This window comes from Paeniglutamicibacter psychrophenolicus (genome assembly GCF_030812255.1).
Classification (GTDB): Bacteria; Actinomycetota; Actinomycetes; order Actinomycetales; family Micrococcaceae; genus Paeniglutamicibacter; species Paeniglutamicibacter psychrophenolicus_A.
The window spans coordinates 35,872-52,117 of sequence record NZ_JAUSSH010000016.1; the positions used below are offsets into that span (position 1 = coordinate 35,872).

Genomic DNA, 16,246 nt, shown 5'->3' on the forward strand with positions numbered 1-16,246 from the left:
TTGCTTACTTTGGGTTCTTTGACTAGGAGCAACGCAAGCAACCAAGGCTTGCGGCCGCGACAGCGCGGCACCTGATTCCCGGCCTTGAAAAGGATTGTCCCCATGAGCATCAGCCCCAGCCTTGAAACCCACACCGTCGATGCTGCCCCGGCCGCCGAAGGCCAGTTGCGCCACCTGCCGCTCGGGGCCCGGCGGGCGCTGGAGATCCGTGCCGCCTACACCACCCGCTTCGTGGCCACCGAGTTCTCCAAGCGCCCCGAGGACTTCCACCTGATCGCCGGTGCCGACGTCACCCCGCAACCCGGGGACGTGGTCATCGCCCGCGTCGCCGAAATCGGCAAGCACACCCGCCTCGAATCCCCGGTCTCCCGACGCCAGCTGATGTTCGTCGGCCAGGAGATCATGGTCGCCTACGGCAACCGCTACGCCCCGGACCAGTTCCTGGCCCATGTGCCCGAGAACCTGGAGCCCTGCCACCTGGTGGCAGGCGGCGGGCTGGCCGGCTACGTGGCCGAGATGCACGCCTCCATCGACGCGGCCACCGCGATCGAACCGGTCGGCCTGCTGGCCACCAAGGACGGCGTGGTGAACCTGCGCGACTTCGCCCCGCTGCAGGTCGGCACCCCGTCGCTGGCCGTGGTGCGCGCCGTGGGCACCGTGCGCCCGCCGGTCATCGCTGTGCTGGGCACCTCGATGAACTCGGGCAAGTCCACCACCCTGGGCTGCCTGGTCAACGGGCTGGCCAACGCCGGGCTGCACGTCGCAGCGGGCAAGGCCACCGGAACCGGGGCCGGCAACGACCCGAACCTGTTCATCGACGCCGGCGCGTTCCCGGTCTGCGACTTCACCGACTTCGGCTACCCCACCACCTTCAAGCTCGCCTACGAACAGGTCCGCGACCTGCTGGCCGCGATGATCGACGAGCAGGCCGCATCCGGCGCCGACGTGGTGGTCATCGAGATCGCCGATGGCCTGTACCAGGGCGAGACCTCCCGGCTGCTGCGCGACCCGCTCTTCGCCGCCTGCGTGGACACCGTGGTGTTCTCCGCCCAGGACGCACTGGGTGCCCGTGCCGGGCTCGACGTGCTGCAGGATGCCGGGGTGCCGGTTGCCGCGGTCTCCGGCCTGCTCACCGCCTCCCCGCTGGCCACCGCGGAAGCCGCGGCCCAGCTCGAGGTCCCGGTCATCGACACCTACTCCCTGTGCAACCCCAAGGTCGCCACCGCCCTGGTCCCGGTGCGCGCCGACTCGCTGTGAGCGACCTCGACGCGCTGATGAAGGAGCAGCAGGCCCCGGTCACGGCACCGCTGGACATCGTTCCCGCCGTGCCGGCGAAGGACCGCGCGCCGGCCCCGCGGCTGCCGAAGCTCGTCACCGGATCGCGCCGGGCCCTCTTCGCCGCGCTGCTGGCCGTCGCCGTCGGCTGCGCCGGACTCGGGCTGCTCGTGGCCCTGCAGGTCGGCCGGCTGGTGAACGGCGCCGCCGTGCTCCCGGCCGCCGTGGGCATCGCAGCGCTGGTGCTGCTCCTGGGCTACGGCCGCTACCAGGAGCGGGTGCTGGCCGAGAAGCTCGGGCAGCACTACGTGGCACAGCTGCGCGTGGGCCTGATTTCGCACTCGATGCTGGCCAGCAAGGTCCCCTCGCTGGGGATCACCGTGGCCCGGGCCAGCAACGACCTCTCCTCGGTACGGAACTGGGTGGCCCAGGGAATCGCGCCGATGCTGGCCGGCATCCCGCTGGTGGCCATCTCCATGGCCGGACTCTGGATGCTGCACCCCGTCCTGGCCCTCGCCCTGGGGCTTCCGGTGCTTGCCCTGGCCGGTGCCCTGCTGCTGCTGGCGGGCCCCGCCTTCGAACGGGCCCGCACCCTGCGGCGGCACCGCGGCAACCTGGCCGCGCGCATCGCCGACACCGTCGCCGCGTCCTCCGCGGTGGTCGCCGCCGGCGGGGTGGCCCGGGAACTGGCCAGGGTCAAGGCCAGCGGCCAAAAGGTCATGGACGCGGCGGTGCACCGCGCGCGGCTGGCCGCGGTGCTGCGCGCTCTCTCGCTGGGCATGCCGTTGCTGGCCACCGCCCTGGTGGTGTTGCTCGCCCGGCACGCACAGCTGGATGCCGGGCAGATCGCCACGGCGTTGACCCTGCTGGGGCTGTGCGCGGCCCCGGTGGGCGAATGGGGGCGGATCGTGGAGTACCGGCAGAACCACCGCGCCGCCGCGCGGATCATCGCCCCGCTGCTCGAGGAGGAGGGCGAGCTGTCCGCCGGTCCACCACTGCGCGAGGATGCCCGGCACGCCGCGGCACAGATCCAGGCCGAACGGGTGTCCGGGGTGTGGCTGCGCGGCATCACCCTCGAGGGGCGCCCCGTCCCCGAGCTGCTCGCCGAACCCGGTGCCAGGATCCGGATGACCGGCGGCGACGCGCGGGTCCGCGCCCAGCTGTTCGGCGTGCTGGCCACGGCCCGCACTCCCGACGGACCGGTCCTCGGGAACCTGGGCTCCGACGCTTCGAACCGCGCCGCCGGGTACGTGGTGGCCGGGGCGATTCCCGCGGCCGTGGAGGAGAAGAAGCGCCGCCGGCTCATTGGCGCGGCCTTCGGCTCGATGCTGCCCGAACGCGGAACCGTGCTCCGGGCCCTGCGCTACCGCCGCCCCGAGGCAAGCCCGGCCAAGGCGCTGGCGCTGGCCGCGCGGCTGGGACTGGACACCGCCCGGCTGGAGCACGGGGAAAACACGCAGCTGCGCCGCGGCGGGATGCCGCTGGACGCCGCGCAGCGCGCCGGGCTCATGGTGGCCCGCGCGGTGCTCGGCTCCCCGGCCCTGCTGCTGCTCAACGACATCGACTCCCACCTCGACGCCGCGGCCCGGCGCGAGCTGGAGGCCATGCTTCAGGGGTACCGCGGCGTGGTGGTCGTCGGCTCCGACGCCGACTGGTGCTCCGGCTACCGGGAATGGAACCTGGACGGCCCGCAGGCGCCGGCCGAGGGCGCGGAGGGACTCAGCGCAGCGGCGCGGTGAAGGCCATGACCGCCTCCACGCAGCTTTCGATGCCGCGTTCGGGGTGGAACACCAGCCGGTCCCGGCCCAGGATCAGTGCCGCGCCGAAGATCGCGGTGGCCAGGGTATCCAGGTCCGCCTCCGGGGTGCCCGGGGCCGGCGGGCCGTCCGCGGCCATCCGGGCCAGGGCGTTGCGCACCAGGGCGATCACCTCGTGGCGCAGCGTGGCCAGGGCGGTGGCCCAGTCGCTGTCGGACTGCCATTGCTCGGAGATCCACAACTGCGCGAACGACGGGTATTCGGCAATGAATTCCAGGGCATCGGCGATCATCAGCCGCAGGCCGTCGGCGGCGTCGGGGACCTTGGCGGCCCGCTCGAAGCGCTCAAAGAGGATCGCCGCGCCGTAGTTCAGCAGCTCGCCGATCAGCTCGGACTTGGACCCGAAGTTGTAGTAGACCGTGCCCTTGGAGACCCCGGCGGCCCTGGCGATCTCATCGACGCTTACCTCGTGGTGCCCGCGCGCACCGATCAGCTCCATGGAGGCGGTGAACAGGCGGTGCTTTGAATCTGTGGCCCGCACGCGGGTGCGCGGGGCGCTTGGGTCGCTCATGCGCTCAGCTCCGGATGCAGGGTTTTCAGGGACCAGGTCTTGTGCAATCGTACCGCCACGGTGCTGGCCACCAGGCCCAGCACGGTGTAGCCAACCAGGCCCGAGACGATCGGTCCGAGCACCGACAGGTCCGCCCCGTACATCAGGTGCCGCAGGCCCGTGACCACGTGCCCCATGGGCAGCCAGCGGTGCGCCACGTGCAGCGCCTCGGGGGTGGTTTCCCAGGGGAAGGTGCCGCCGGAGGAGACCAGCTGCAGCACCATCAGCACCAGCACCACCATCTTTCCCGGGGTCCCGGCCAGCGCGCAGATGCCCTGGATGATCGCGGTGAACGCCATGGACGCCAGCAGGAACAGCCCCCACGTCATCCACGGGTGGGCGGTGTCCAGGCCCAGCCCGTAGAGCACCACGGCGTAGAGGATGGTGCCCTGGAGCATCGAGATGCCCAGGAAGGGCAGCCAACCGCCGACGGCGATCTTCCAGTTCGCGGCGTTGGAGGCCAGCGCGCGCTTGGTGATGGGGCGCATGATCTGCACCAGGATGAACGCGCCGATCCAGATGGCCAGGGTCATGAAGAACGGGGCCAGGCCCTCGCCGTACACCCCGGCCTTGGCCTGGTCGGTGCGGGCAATGTCCACCGGATCCCCGATGACCGAGGAGACCTGTTCGCGGGCAGCGGCATTCGGGTTGGGCACCTCGTCGGTGCCGTCGGCCAGCTTGGTGGACAGTTCCCCGGAGCCGTCGCGCAATTCGGTGGCGCCGTCGCCCAGCTCGCCCACGCCGGCGCGCAGTTCGCCGACCCCGGAAACCAGTGAGCCGGTTCCCTCATGGAGCCTGTGGGCGCCGGTGGCCAGCGCGCCGGCGCCGGAGTCGAGCTTCTTCGCCCCGGCCAGCGCGTCGTGCTGCCCGTCGGCCAGGGTGCCCGCCCCGGTGGCCAGGGTGTGGGCGCCGCCGTTGAGCTTGGACGCGCCGGCAGCGGCATCCGAGATGCCGGTCTTCAGGGCCGGCATGGCCCCGGCCAGCTGGTGGGTTCCGTCGGCGAGGGTACTCAGCCCGCCGGAAAGTTCCTTGGCGCCCGCGGCGACCTGGGCCGACCCGTCGGCGAGCGCGGAGATCTGCGATCGGGCGGTGGTTAGCTGCTTCTTGGTGTCGGCGACCTGCTTGGCCACGCCACTGGAGGCGGCGGCGTCCTTGACGTCGCCGCGGAGCTTCTGGGCCTGGTCCTGGGTGAGGACCCCGTCCTGCACCAAGGTGTCCAGCCGGGCATCCAATGTGTTGGTGGCCGAGTCAATGCGGGTCTCGGCATCCTTCTCCAGGGCAGTGAGGGTGTCGGCAGCCTGGGTGACCTTGTCATCCAGGGCCTTGTTTCCGGCGGCGACCTGGGCGGCACCGGAGGAAAGCTTCTTGGAGGCGTCGGCGGCTTTTTGCGCCCCGCCGTCGAGCTGCGCGGTCTTGGCCGGAAGCGAGGAGGTCTTTGATTTCAGTTCGCCCATCCCCGTGTTCAGCTCGGAGGTGCCCCGGGCGAGGGTGTCGGCTCCATCGGCGAGCTGGTCGGCGCCGGAGACCAGTTTCCCTTGCCCGGCCACCAGGGAGCCGGTGCCGCCGTGCAGGGTGTCGGCTCCGTCCGCAAGATCCGCGGCGCCGGCGTTGAGCTTGGTGGCTCCGTCCTGCAGGCTTCCCACCCCGTCGGCCAGGGTGGTGACCCCGTCGGAGAGCTTGACGGTTCCGGTGTGCAGTTCCCCGGCGCCGTCGGCGGCCTTGGCCATGGAGGTGTGGATGTCGGAGAATCCGGTCAGCAGGGCGTCGGCGGTCTGCGTGCCGACCTCCTTGGCCACGGTGTTGTGCACCTGCCCGGCGAGCTTGTCGGCGAAGGTGCCGACCATGTAGTTGTTGGCGTCGTTGGTGGTGATCTCCAAGATGCCCTGCCTGGCCTTCTCGAAGTCACCCGGGGAGGCAAGATTCGCGGAGAAGTCCTTCGGGATGGTCATGGAGAATGCATAGTCGCCGGAGGCGACCCCGGCGTTGGCCTCGGCATCTGAGGCGACCACGGTCCAGCCGAAGGTTCCGTCCTGGAGCAACTCGGTGGTGACGTCGTCTCCGACCCGCAGTTCCTTGCCGTCCTTGTCGGAACCGGCATCGAGGTTCACGATGGCGGCCTTGACGTTGTTCAGGTGCGCGTACGGGTCCCAGTTGGCGTAGAGGTACAGGGCGCCGTAGAGCAGCGGGACCAGGCACATGGCGATGATCGCGATCCGCGGCAGGGCCCCGGAGGTCATGCGCTTGAGTTCGGACAGGGCGAGGCGCAACGTGGTCATGAATTTTCCTTCGGTGCCCTCAGGGCGGCGGTGGGTTGGTCCGGGGCGGAGTCGGTTGCGGGCTCGTCCGCGGGCGCGATTTCGGGTTCCTGCGGTGAAGGCGAGGCCTCGGGAACCGGGGTTTCCCCGGTGGGGGAGAATGCCGGGGCCCATGCGTTCTCCGCGATCTCGACTTGCGCGGCCGCGGTTTCGGAGCGCGGCCCGGATTCGGTTGGGTGCGCCGGTGGCCGTTCCCGGCCCACGGCCAGCTTCTCTTGGACCTGGCCCGCGTGTGCCCTGGAGCCTTCCCAGTTATCCGGGATGCGTTGGACCACCGAGACGACCGCCGGTGCGCGGCGGGAGGTGGCCACGGATTGAAGGTAGCCGGTCCAGTCGTCCTCGGGGATGCCGTGGCGGTCGGGGGAGTCGAAGACCAGCAGCTCGATGGCGCGGTCCTCGAGGGCCAGGTGGGTGAGCAGCGTGAGGCGTTCGAGCGGGTCGATGGCGTCGAGCCATTGGTTGGCCAGCGATTCCATGCCGTGCTTCTTCATCCAGGCCTCGATGCCGCTGCGCCGCCAGATCGGTCCGGGCTGCAGGGCCAGGTCCTCGGCCACGAGGTCACGGACCTTCAGGTGCGCCTCGGGTTCGTTGATTTCCGGGGAGTCGACAAGTGCGCTGATGCGCCGCACCGAGCGCAGGGCGGTGGTCCCGGACCAGCTCACGGTGCCCTCGCCGGGTCGCATGCGCGCGCTGAGGCCCAGGGCCAGCGCGGTGCGGGTGGGCTGGGGCTCGGCCGCCACCAGCAGGAGTTCGCCGCGCGCAACGGCAAGGCTTGTGGGTTTCAGCAGGGGCAGGTGGCGTCCGGCAATGGCCAGGTTATCGGCAATGAGCACAGCTAAAGCGTAAACCGAACTGACCGGTCAGTTCAAATAGTATGGATGTCGGATTCCCCACCTCGGGGTGTGGCGCAAAACGGGCCCAACGACACGATCGGGCAACATTTCAGCGCTGACCACCACACGGGCGGGGCGGCGGGGGAGGATTGGGGGTATGGACAAGCGGTTTTGGGTTGGCGGCTATTCGCCCGACGGCGGCGGAACAAGCCTGGGCATCCGGGCCATCGGGATCCGCAACGGCGTGCTGAACGACCTGGGCCTGGCCCACGCCGCCGATTCGCCGTCGTGGCTGGCAACCCACCCGACGCTGCCGGTGCTTTATGCAGCGCTCGAACACCGCGGAGAGGTCGCCGCCTACCGCATCCTCGGCAACGACCGGCTCGAACCCCTGGGCAGGCCCGTGCGGGCCGGGGAGCTGGTGTGCCATCTGGCCGTCGCGACCGCATCCGGAACGTTGGTTGCCAGCTGCTACGGGGACGGGAAGGTGCTCGCCTACCCGATCAACCCCGACGGGTCGCTGGCGGAACCGGCGACCGCACCGGCCTCGGTCGACCCCTTTGCCGTGCCCGGGCACGAAAGGCGCGCCTCGCGGTCGCACCAAAGCACGGTGCTGCGCTCGGGCCGGGTCATCACCACCGACCTGGGCCATGATTCGGTGCGGATCTGGGACCTGGTCGCCGGGGAGCTGCAATTGCGCCAGCAGGTCGCATTGCGCAAGGGGGACGGCCCGCGGCACCTGGTGGAGCATCCCTCGGGACTCATCTATGTGGTGACCGAACACGGCGCCGAGGTCATCGCGCTGGGCGCCGATGCCACCGGGGACTACCGGGAAGTCTCCCGGAGCGCCCTGGGCGAATCGATCCGGGCCGGTGAGCATTTCCCGGCGGAGATCTCGTTGGACCTGCCCACCAATCGGCTCTACATCGGGGTCCGGGGCGCCCGGGTGATGGCGGTGCTGGGACTGAACGCAGGGCGTCCGGTCTTCCTGGGCAGCGGCCCGTGCGCGGGGGAGTGGCCCCGGCACCACCTGCACGTCGGCAACTCCCTCTTGGTGGCCAACCAGCTCTCGAACACCATCGAGGCGATCGGGCTGGACTCCGCGGACGGGCTGCCCAGCCGGCGCCTCAGCTCCCTGGCGCTGGAAAGCCCCACCTGCATCGCAGCGCAAGTGGACGTGTAGCGTGGCTGCCTGATGCGCCCGGGAAACCCGTGGTGGCGGTTGCTTGACTATTCCCATGCCGGGCGGGTCCAAGCCCGCTCGGTGTTTAGGCGACGCGCGCCGAGGGATTTCGCCGCGGGGGATCCGGGGCTCCCGGCCCTCGTGCTGCTGCCCGGTGTGTACGAGACATGGCTGTTCCTCGAACCCGCGGCCGTGGGCCTTCGGCGGGCCGGGTTCCGCGTCTTCACCGTTCCGGATCTGGGATTCAACCAGCGCTCCGTGCCCGAGTCCGCCGCCCGGGTGCGCCGGCGCCTGGTGGAACTGGGCCAAGCGCACGGCGTGGAGCAATGCGTGTTGCTGGCACACAGCAAGGGCGGGCTGATCGGCAAGCACGCGATGCTCGATGCCTTGCTGCCGCCGGAATCGGCCCTCCGACCGGAGGGACCCAAGATCCTGGGGATGGTGGCCATCAATACCCCGTTTGCCGGATCCGTTTACGCCAGGTACCTCTTTCCGCGGGCCCTGAGGCAGTTCTCGCCCGGCGATGCGGTCCTGCTCTCCCTGCAGGCCCAGGTGGAGGCGAATGGGCGGATCACCTCCATTTTCCCTGAATTCGACCCGCATATCCCCGGTGGCAGCGCCTTGGCTGGCGGCACGAATGTGCGGCTGCCGGTGTCCGGGCATTTTCGGACGTTGAAGGATCCGCTGGTGCTGGCCGCCGTGAACGAAGCGGTCGCGATACTGGCCGCCGGCCGCTGAGCGGTCCGGGCCGTACTCCGCTGGTGCGCGGGGCCCCGGGGTGCCCATAATGGGCTGTCAGGTTTTCCGCTGCCGGTGAGGGAAAAGAGATGGGTGTCCGGTGTCTTCCACGGAATCCGACCCGCGCCGAGCGGTAATTCCGGGAAGGGATGCCGGGGAGCATCGCCCCGCCGACTGGTACGAGTTGTTCTTCGACTTGGTCTTTGTGGTGGTCATTGCGGTTTCGGCGAAGGTCCTCGAACATGGGCCCACGCCGGGCGCGGTGGCCGGGTTCGTGCTGTTGTTCTTTCCGCTCTGGTGGGCCTGGGTCAACTTGATGGTCACCAACAACCTCTATGGCCGGCGTTATGCCCCCATCGGGATGCTGGTGGTGGCCGCCATGCCGGGACCGGCGGCGATGGCCGTCGCGGTCGCGGGAGGAATCTCCGACAATGCCTGGCTTTACGCCCTCGGTGCCGTCTGGATCCGGCTGGTGTTGCTGCTGATGTGGATGACGGCCACGGTCCGCGGGGCGATCCGGGTGCCGCTGTGGCGGACCCTGGGGTACAATGTGGGTACCGCCGCGCTGTGGTTGGGGTCGATCGCCGTGCCCGCTCCCTACCGCTACTGGATGTGGGCCCTCGCCGTGCTCGCCGAGATGCTGCTGCTGGTGCTGCGTGCCGGGTTCGCCTACGAGGTGTACGAGCAGGTCTCCATTCCCCACTTGCTCGAGAGGATCGGTCTTTTTGTTGTCATCGTGATCGGCGAGGCGGTGTATCTGGGGGTTACCGGGCTGATCGAGCATCCGAGCGGGGGTGGAGCCGCGGCGGCATTCTCCGGATTCGTGGCCTGCGCGTTCCTGGCCCGGGCGTTCTTCCGCTGGGGCGTGCCAACGGCGGCCGCGGGACTGGGGGACGCCCGCCTGGCGCAATCCTATGGGGTCATGCGCGATGTCGTGATGTATTTGCCCTTCCTCGTGGTCACCGCCCTGTCATTTGTCTCGGCGGCCGTCGGCATTGCCGTGGCGCATGCGCAGGATCCGCTGGACCTGGAATCCAGGGCCCTGCTCGCGATGGGTGTTGGCGGCTACTACCTATCTAACGCGTTGATTGCCCTGCGCCTCGGGCGCCCGTGGCGGCGGGTGCTGCTGGTGCTGGGATTGGGAATTGCCCTGACGGTCGTGGCCTGCCTGCTCAGCTGGGCCCTGCCCGCCTGGTGCACCTTTGCCCTGGTTGCGCTGGCCCTGGGGGCCATCGATGGGGCGAACGCGCTGCTTTCCCGGCGCTGGTACGGGGGGCGTTGATTCCGGCGTGAATGCAGAAAAGCCGCGATTTCTCGCGGCTTTTCGTCTTGGTGCGCCCAAAGGGATTCGAACCCCTGACCTTCTGTTCCGTAGACAGACGCTCTATCCAGCTGAGCTATGGGCGCATATGCAGTTGTTGGACCAGTCTTGCGACTTGACCTCGAACAACTATACATAGCTTTCGCGGGATGGTCGATCCGCGAGGTCGAATCGTGCGCGATCTCACGCTTTGCGCGCCGACCGCGCGGCAACGAGCTCGGTTTAGGGACCCGCAAGCCCCGGCCCATCGGGACATGCCGTCCTGTGTCGAACCAACCGAGGCGGGGGCGGGTGCCGGACGGCTCGAAGCAGGCCGATGCGGGTGCGAGGGAACCCGGCCCGCCGGAACGGTGAATCACGTGTGGACGGATCGATGCGTCCGACCGTGGAGCCTCGGATTCGGGGGCGCAGGGGATGCTTGCACTTGCCCAAGTTGGTGCCCCGGCGCTGGCAGGTGTCCTCCTGATTGCCGTGCCCGGCCCCGGTGTCATGTTCGTCGCGGGGCGGGCGCTGAGCCAGGGGCGCGGGAACGCGCTGGCCAGCGTCGCGGGGAACGCCTTGGGCTGCTATCTCGTGGGCCTGGTCGGCACCCTTGGCCTGGGTCCCTTGCTCGAGCGGTCCGAGCTGCTCTTCCAGGCCATCAAGAGGGCGGGCATCCTCCACCTCCTGCACCTGGGCCTCCAGGCAATGCGCCACGCGGCACCGGTCCGGCGGGACGCCCCGGCAAGGCTGCGGGCCGGTTCCCCGTGTGCAGCCCCTCGCACAGGCGTCGCGGTGGGGCTGGCCAACCCCAAAAGCCTCATTTTGTTCACCGCCGTTGTGCCGCAATCCATCGTTCCCGTTGCGGGAAGCATCGTGTTGCAGATCGCTGCCCTGGGCCTGATCCCGCTGCCGATTGGCTTGGTCGCGGACACGGCGCGGGTCCTGTCGGCGGCCAGGATCGTGCCCTGGCCGCATTGGGGAATCTCCATTGTCGGGACGGGCTCTCGGTTGCCGTTTCGGAAGGCCATCGCTGGATCGCCGGCAGGGAAAGCCGCGTGTTGGCCGTCGGCGATCCCGGTGGCGCCGCAATTCATGGCCGGGCCGAAGCCGGATGCGTTGCTCCCGGGGCGTTGACATTTGTTCCGGGTCATGGAATCTTGTATCTAGAAAGTTCGTGAGAGCGCTCACATTCAAGTTTGAGAGCGCTCTCACGGTTCGGCGAATCCCCGGCCAAGTTTGCGAAGGGTGCTCGTCGGCGCAAATTGAGAGCGCTCTCAAGAATGTTTCACCACCATGTATTCGCAGCACCACCAACGCACTCAAAGGAGTGAACGTGAAGTTCTCACGCCACACTAGAACCGCCGCGGCCGTCGCCGGGGCAGCGGCCTTCGCGCTTTTGGCCGTAGGTTGCTCAACAGGCGCCTCCTCGGCGGAGCCCGCCTCGTCGGACAACCCGGTGACCCTGACCGTCACCACCTTCGGCACCATGGGTCTTGACGACCTCTACAAGCAGTACGAATCCGAGCACCCGGGCATCACCATCGAGGCCACCAACATCGACACCGGTGGAAACGCCCTGACCGATTGGAAGACCAAGCAGGCAGCGGGCTCGGGACTCGCCGACGTGCAGGCCGTCGAGGAAGGCTGGCTGGGGCAAGTCATGGCGGTCTCCGACGCCTTCACCGATCTGGGCCAGCATGGCGCCGCCGACATCAAGGACCGCTGGGTGTCCTGGAAGATGGACCAGGCCACCGATCCGGAGGGCCGGGTCATCGGCTACGGCACCGACATCGGACCGGTGGGACTTTGCTACAACAAGGACCTGTTCAAGGAGGCCGGCCTGCCGACCGACCGGGCAGAGGTCGCCTCGCTGCTTGGCGGGGACAACTCCACCTGGGCCGACTACTTCGAGACCGGCAAGAAGTACAAGGAAGCCACCGGCAAAGCCTGGTACGACCAGTCGGGCTTCGTCTGGAATTCCATGGTCAACCAGCTGCCCGAGGGCTACTACCGGGCCGACGGAACGCTGGACGTCGAAGGCAACGCGGCATTGGCCGAACGCTGGGGCGAACTCGCCGGCGGGGCAGCGGCCGGATTGTCCGCGGGCCAGACCCAATGGGACTGGGGCAAGGGCAAGGCCTTTGTCGACGGTTCCTTTGCCACCTTCGTCTGCCCGGGCTGGATGCTCGGGGTCGTCCAGGGGCAGGTCGAGGCCGCCGGCGGAAACGCGGACTCCGGCTGGGACTTCGCCGACGTGTTCCCGGGCGGCGCCACCAACTGGGGCGGAACCTTCCTGACGGTGCCCACCCAGTCCAAGCACCCGGCCGAGGCCGCCGAACTCGCCGCGTGGCTCACCGACGCCAAGGCCCAGGTGGCCGCCTTCCAGGCCGCAGGAACCTTCCCGAGCGTGACGGCAGCCCAAGGCGATCCCGGCGTCACCGGCAGCAACGCCTTGAGCAAGTTCTTCAACGACGCCCCGGTCGGGGAGATCCTGGCCTCGCGTGCCGAGGGAGTCAAGGCCCAGTACAAGGGCCCGAACGACTCGGTCATCCAGGAGCAGGTCTTCGGCCCGGCGACCATCGCACTGGACAAGGGGACCGACGGGACCACTGCGTGGAACGACGCACTGGCCACGCTGAAGAACCTCGACCTCAAATAGGCCACCGAACGGTTCGGGGCTCGGCATGGGCACCATGCCGAGCCCGGACCCCTGGGAGAGGAAACCAATGACCAGCACCATCAGCCCGCCCTCGGGGCCGGCGCAAAAGCATGGCCCACGTGCCGGGAAAGCTCCGGCAACACCCGAAGCCGCGGAATCCCCGCGCCCCCGCAGCACGCTGCGCAGCAGGCTGGGGGCCCTGGACGTCAAGGCGTCTCCCTACCTCTACGTTGCGCCGTTCTTCATCCTGTTCGCCCTGGTCGGACTCTTCCCGCTGGTCTACACCTTCGTCGTCTCGATCAACGACTGGGACCTGCTTTCGGGTGCCGGGGAATGGGTGGGCCTGGAGAACTACGCGGCCGAGCTCACCGACCCCTACTTCTGGAATTCGCTGTTCAACACCTTCAGCATCTTCCTGCTTTCCGCCGTCCCGCAGCTGATCGCGGCAACCTTCATTGCCGCCCTGCTTGACCAGAACCTGCGCGCCAAGACCTTTTGGCGCATGGGCGTCCTGCTTCCCTACGTGGTCACCCCCGTGGCAGTGACGCTGATCTTCTCCAGCGCCTTCGACGAGAAATACGGGCTGATCAACAACCTGTTGCAGATGCTCGACATCGACCCGGTCGGCTGGAAGTCAGAGGTCCTGCCCTCCCACCTGGCCATTGCCTCGATGGTGAACTGGCGCTGGACCGGCTACAACGCGCTGATCCTGCTGGCGGCCATGCAGGCCGTGCCGCGGGACCTGCACGAGTCGGCGTCGCTGGACGGCGCAGGGGCCCTGCGCCGCTTCGTCTCCATCACGCTGCCGGGCATCCGCCCGACCATGATCTTCGTGATCATCACCGCAACCGTCGGCGGCCTGCAGATCTTCACCGAACCCAAGCTCTTCAACCCCAGCAGCTCGACCCTCGGCGGTCCCAACCGCGAATACCAAACCACCGTCCTTTACCTCTGGGACCTGGCCTTCAACCGGGGAGACTTCGGCAAGGCCTCGGCCGTGGCCTGGCTGCTCTTCTTGATCATCATCGGCGTGGGACTGATCAACTTCTTCATCTCCCGCTCCATCGCCTCGGCCGATGCGAAGCACCACGCCAAGCCCGGCCGGGCGGCCCGCCGGGCGGCACGGGAGCGCAAGTCGCGGCGCGCACACGAGCCGGCCGCCCGCCATTCGGCCGCCCATGATTCGAAGGAGGATCCGTCATGAGCACCAATACCGAGTTGTCCCCGGGGCCCGGTACCCGGACCGCGCCCGCCAAGACCCGGCGCAAACGACCCCTTGGCATCGACAGGCGGCCGGGATTCCTCACCTACGGGTTGCTGATCGCCTTCTTCCTGGGCGGGGCCTATCCGCTGTGGTGGTCGTTTGTGACAGGCTCCGGCTCCACAGGTGCCTTCGCCGGGCCGCTGCCGCCGCTCTTTCCGGGAAGCGCATTCCTCGCCAACGTGGCCGAGGTCTTTTCGACCATCGACTTCTGGGCCGCCCTGGGCAACAGCGTCATCGTCTCAAGCGTCATCACGATCTCGGTGGTCGGGTTTTCCACGCTTGCCGGCTACTCCTTCGCCAAGCTGCGCTTCCGCGGAAAATCCGGACTGATGGTGTTTGTCATCGCGACGCTGGCGGTGCCCACGCAGCTGGGCATCATCCCGTTGTTCATGATGATGAAGGAATTCGGCTGGACCGGATCGATCGGGGCTGTCATGGTCCCCACGCTGGTCACGGCGTTCGGGGTGTTTTTCATGCGCCAGTACCTGGTTGATGTCATCCCCGACGAATTGGTCGAGGCTGCCCGCGTGGACGGGGCATCCATGATCCAGACCTTCTGGCACGTCGGGGTCCCCGCAGCGAGACCCGCCATGGCGATCCTGGGGCTGTTCACCTTCATGACGGCCTGGACCGACTACCTCTGGCCACTGCTGGTGGCCCCGCAAAACCCCACCCTGCAGGTGGCCTTGAGCCAACTGCAATCGGCCAAGTACGTGGACCACACCATCGTGATGGCCGGAGCCGTCATGGCGACCATCCCGCTGCTGCTGCTCTTCGTGCTGGCCGGCAAACAACTTGTATCAGGAATCATGGCAGGAGCAGTAAAAGGCTAATGGACATCAAAAAACTTCACGATTTTTCCTGGCCCCGGGGCTTTTTGTGGGGATCGGCCACGGCCGCCGCGCAAATCGAGGGAGCCGCGCACGAGGACGGAAAGGAGGACTCCATCTGGGACGCGTTCGCCCGGGTCCCCGGGGCCATCGCCGGCGGCGACCACCTGGAAGTGGCGGTGGACCACTACCACCGCTACGCCCAAGACGTAGGCATCATGAAAGACCTTGGCCTGGATTCCTACCGGTTTTCCACCTCCTGGGCCCGGGTCGTCCCGGGTGGGCGCAGGGTCAATGCCAAGGGCCTGGACTTCTACAGCCGCCTGGTCGATGAGCTGTTGGAGGCAGGCATCCTGCCATGGCTGACCCTCTACCACTGGGACCTGCCGCAGGCGCTGGAGGAGCGCGGAGGCTGGGCCAACCGCGACACCGCCCACCGCTTTGTGGAGTATGCCGAGGCCGTCCACGGTGCACTGGGGGACAGGGTCACTCACTGGACGACCTTCAACGAGCCGCTCTGCTCCTCGTTGATCGGCTATGCGGCGGGCGAGCACGCGCCGGGCCGCAGGGAACCGCGCGCTGCGCTGGCAGCGATGCACCACCAGCACCTGGCCCACGGACTGGCAACCGCGCGGCTGCGCGAGGCGGGCGTCGAAAAGATCGGCATCACGCTGAACCTCACCAATGCGGTGCCCCACGACCCGAGCGACCCGGTGGACCTTGACGCCGCGCGGCGCATCGATGCGTTGTGGAACCGCATGTACCTCGACCCGATCCTGCACGGCACCTATCCCGCCGACCTGCTCGAGGACCTCAAGGACCACGGCTTGGCGGAACTGATCCTGCCCGGCGACCTGGAAACCATCGCCCGGCCCCTCGACTTCCTGGGCGTGAACCACTACCACGACGACAACGTCAGCGGGCATCCGGCCGACGCGGACGCGGCCCCCGCGGTGGTCCCCACCGATCGGCCCAAGAGCTCGCCCTTTGTCGGCAGCGAACACGTCTCCTTCCCCGCCCGCGACCTGCCGCTGACCGCCATGGGCTGGGAGGTGAACCCCGCCGGGCTGCGCACGCTGCTGGACCGGCTCACCGCCGACTACCCGAACCTGCCGCCGCTGTACATCACGGAGAACGGTGCGGCCTTCGAAGACGCGGTGGAACCGGACGGGAGCGTGGCCGATACCCGGCGTTCCGGCTACATCACGGAGCACATCGGGGCCGTGGCCGAGGCCATCACGGACGGAGCCGATGTCCGGGGCTACTTCGTCTGGTCGCTGCTGGACAATTTCGAATGGGCCTGGGGGTATGAAAAGCGCTTCGGCATAGTCCGGGTCGACTACGACACGCAGGAACGAACCATCAAGGACAGCGGGCTCGCCTACGCCAAGCTGATAGCGGCGAGCCGTACACTGGCATGAACCGGGTGCCGCGGACGCTTGACGCTCCGCGGCACCTCTCCGTCGCCGCGGCGGGGAC

Annotated in this window: 13 protein-coding genes and 1 tRNA gene; 10 read left to right on the forward strand and 4 right to left on the reverse strand. The window is 68.5% G+C overall.

From position 1 onward, the window contains the following. Positions 1–102: 102 nt before the first annotated feature. On the forward strand, positions 103–1,257 hold the full coding sequence (locus tag J2T21_RS17415) for a DUF1611 domain-containing protein (protein WP_307583120.1): 1,155 nt from the start codon (positions 103–105) through the stop codon (positions 1,255–1,257). Further along, entirely contained in the window at positions 1,254–3,014 is a 1,761-nt protein-coding gene (locus J2T21_RS17420) for a hypothetical protein (protein ID WP_307583121.1), read from the forward strand. Before J2T21_RS17415 ends, J2T21_RS17420 begins: the two co-directional genes overlap by 4 nt. Here the strand turns inward: J2T21_RS17420 and J2T21_RS17425 are convergent. From J2T21_RS17425 to J2T21_RS17435, 3 genes are read right to left on the reverse strand one after another with little or no spacing between them, the layout of a single operon-like run. Continuing rightward, a complete protein-coding gene (locus tag J2T21_RS17425) occupies positions 2,995–3,603 on the reverse strand; it encodes a TetR/AcrR family transcriptional regulator (RefSeq protein WP_307583123.1) in 609 nt (202 codons plus the stop codon). The genes J2T21_RS17420 and J2T21_RS17425 overlap by 20 nt on opposite strands. Next, entirely contained in the window at positions 3,600–5,918 is a 2,319-nt protein-coding gene (locus J2T21_RS17430; RefSeq protein ID WP_307583124.1) for a YhgE/Pip domain-containing protein, read from the reverse strand. Before J2T21_RS17430 ends, J2T21_RS17425 begins: the two co-directional genes overlap by 4 nt. Next, positions 5,915–6,790: an ABC transporter ATP-binding protein gene (locus J2T21_RS17435; protein ID WP_307583126.1), complete on the reverse strand. Its 876-nt coding sequence runs from the start codon at positions 6,788–6,790 to the stop codon at positions 5,915–5,917. Before J2T21_RS17435 ends, J2T21_RS17430 begins: the two co-directional genes overlap by 4 nt. A 157-nt stretch (positions 6,791–6,947) precedes the next feature. Here J2T21_RS17435 and J2T21_RS17440 point away from each other — a divergent pair, with 157 nt between their 5' ends. The 3 genes from J2T21_RS17440 (at position 6,948) to J2T21_RS17450 (ending at position 9,993) form a co-directional block, all read left to right on the forward strand. Further along, the gene (locus J2T21_RS17440; protein ID WP_307583128.1) at positions 6,948–7,973 is read left to right on the forward strand and encodes a lactonase family protein; all 1,026 of its coding nucleotides are present in this window, start codon (positions 6,948–6,950) and stop codon (positions 7,971–7,973) included. Positions 7,974–7,985: 12 nt separating this feature from the next. Continuing rightward, entirely contained in the window at positions 7,986–8,711 is a 726-nt protein-coding gene (locus J2T21_RS17445) for an esterase/lipase family protein (protein WP_307583130.1), read from the forward strand. 100 nt (positions 8,712–8,811) lie between these two features. Beyond that, positions 8,812–9,993 (forward strand): low temperature requirement protein A, encoded by a 1,182-nt coding sequence (locus tag J2T21_RS17450; protein ID WP_307583132.1) that lies wholly within the window; start codon positions 8,812–8,814, stop codon positions 9,991–9,993. A 48-nt stretch (positions 9,994–10,041) separates the two neighbouring features. On the opposite strand, the gene J2T21_RS17455 is transcribed toward J2T21_RS17450, so the two are convergent. Continuing rightward, positions 10,042–10,118 (reverse strand) — tRNA-Arg (locus tag J2T21_RS17455). Positions 10,119–10,446: 328 nt separating this feature from the next. Here J2T21_RS17455 and J2T21_RS17460 point away from each other — a divergent pair. From J2T21_RS17460 to J2T21_RS17480, 5 genes are all read left to right on the forward strand, one after another. Next, the gene (locus tag J2T21_RS17460) at positions 10,447–11,148 is read left to right on the forward strand and encodes a LysE family translocator (RefSeq protein ID WP_307583133.1); all 702 of its coding nucleotides are present in this window, start codon (positions 10,447–10,449) and stop codon (positions 11,146–11,148) included. Positions 11,149–11,347: 199 nt separating this feature from the next. After that, positions 11,348–12,673: an ABC transporter substrate-binding protein gene (locus J2T21_RS17465; protein ID WP_307583135.1), complete on the forward strand. Its 1,326-nt coding sequence runs from the start codon at positions 11,348–11,350 to the stop codon at positions 12,671–12,673. 67 nt (positions 12,674–12,740) lie between these two features. Then, on the forward strand, positions 12,741–13,877 hold the full coding sequence (locus J2T21_RS17470; protein WP_307583137.1) for a carbohydrate ABC transporter permease: 1,137 nt from the start codon (positions 12,741–12,743) through the stop codon (positions 13,875–13,877). Beyond that, positions 13,874–14,770: a carbohydrate ABC transporter permease gene (locus tag J2T21_RS17475; RefSeq protein WP_307583138.1), complete on the forward strand. Its 897-nt coding sequence runs from the start codon at positions 13,874–13,876 to the stop codon at positions 14,768–14,770. The genes J2T21_RS17470 and J2T21_RS17475 overlap by 4 nt, the downstream gene beginning before the upstream one ends. Further along, positions 14,770–16,188: a GH1 family beta-glucosidase gene (locus tag J2T21_RS17480; RefSeq protein ID WP_307583139.1), complete on the forward strand. Its 1,419-nt coding sequence runs from the start codon at positions 14,770–14,772 to the stop codon at positions 16,186–16,188. Before J2T21_RS17475 ends, J2T21_RS17480 begins: the two co-directional genes overlap by 1 nt. Positions 16,189–16,246: the final 58 nt, after the last annotated feature.

Excerpts from the sequence above, each read along its gene's own strand:
- J2T21_RS17445 (WP_307583130.1), top strand. The coding sequence starts at position 7,986 with ATGCGCCCGGGAAACCCGTGGTGGCGGTTGCTTGACTATTCCCATGCC.
- J2T21_RS17470 (WP_307583137.1), top strand. The coding sequence starts at position 12,741 with ATGACCAGCACCATCAGCCCGCCCTCGGGGCCGGCGCAAAAGCATGGC.
- J2T21_RS17480 (WP_307583139.1), top strand. The coding sequence starts at position 14,770 with ATGGACATCAAAAAACTTCACGATTTTTCCTGGCCCCGGGGCTTTTTG.
- J2T21_RS17430 (WP_307583124.1), bottom strand. The coding sequence starts at position 5,918 with ATGACCACGTTGCGCCTCGCCCTGTCCGAACTCAAGCGCATGACCTCC.
- J2T21_RS17460 (WP_307583133.1), top strand. The coding sequence starts at position 10,447 with ATGCTTGCACTTGCCCAAGTTGGTGCCCCGGCGCTGGCAGGTGTCCTC.
- J2T21_RS17475 (WP_307583138.1), top strand. The coding sequence starts at position 13,874 with ATGAGCACCAATACCGAGTTGTCCCCGGGGCCCGGTACCCGGACCGCG.
- J2T21_RS17440 (WP_307583128.1), top strand. The coding sequence starts at position 6,948 with ATGGACAAGCGGTTTTGGGTTGGCGGCTATTCGCCCGACGGCGGCGGA.
- J2T21_RS17415 (WP_307583120.1), top strand. The coding sequence starts at position 103 with ATGAGCATCAGCCCCAGCCTTGAAACCCACACCGTCGATGCTGCCCCG.
- J2T21_RS17425 (WP_307583123.1), bottom strand. The coding sequence starts at position 3,603 with ATGAGCGACCCAAGCGCCCCGCGCACCCGCGTGCGGGCCACAGATTCA.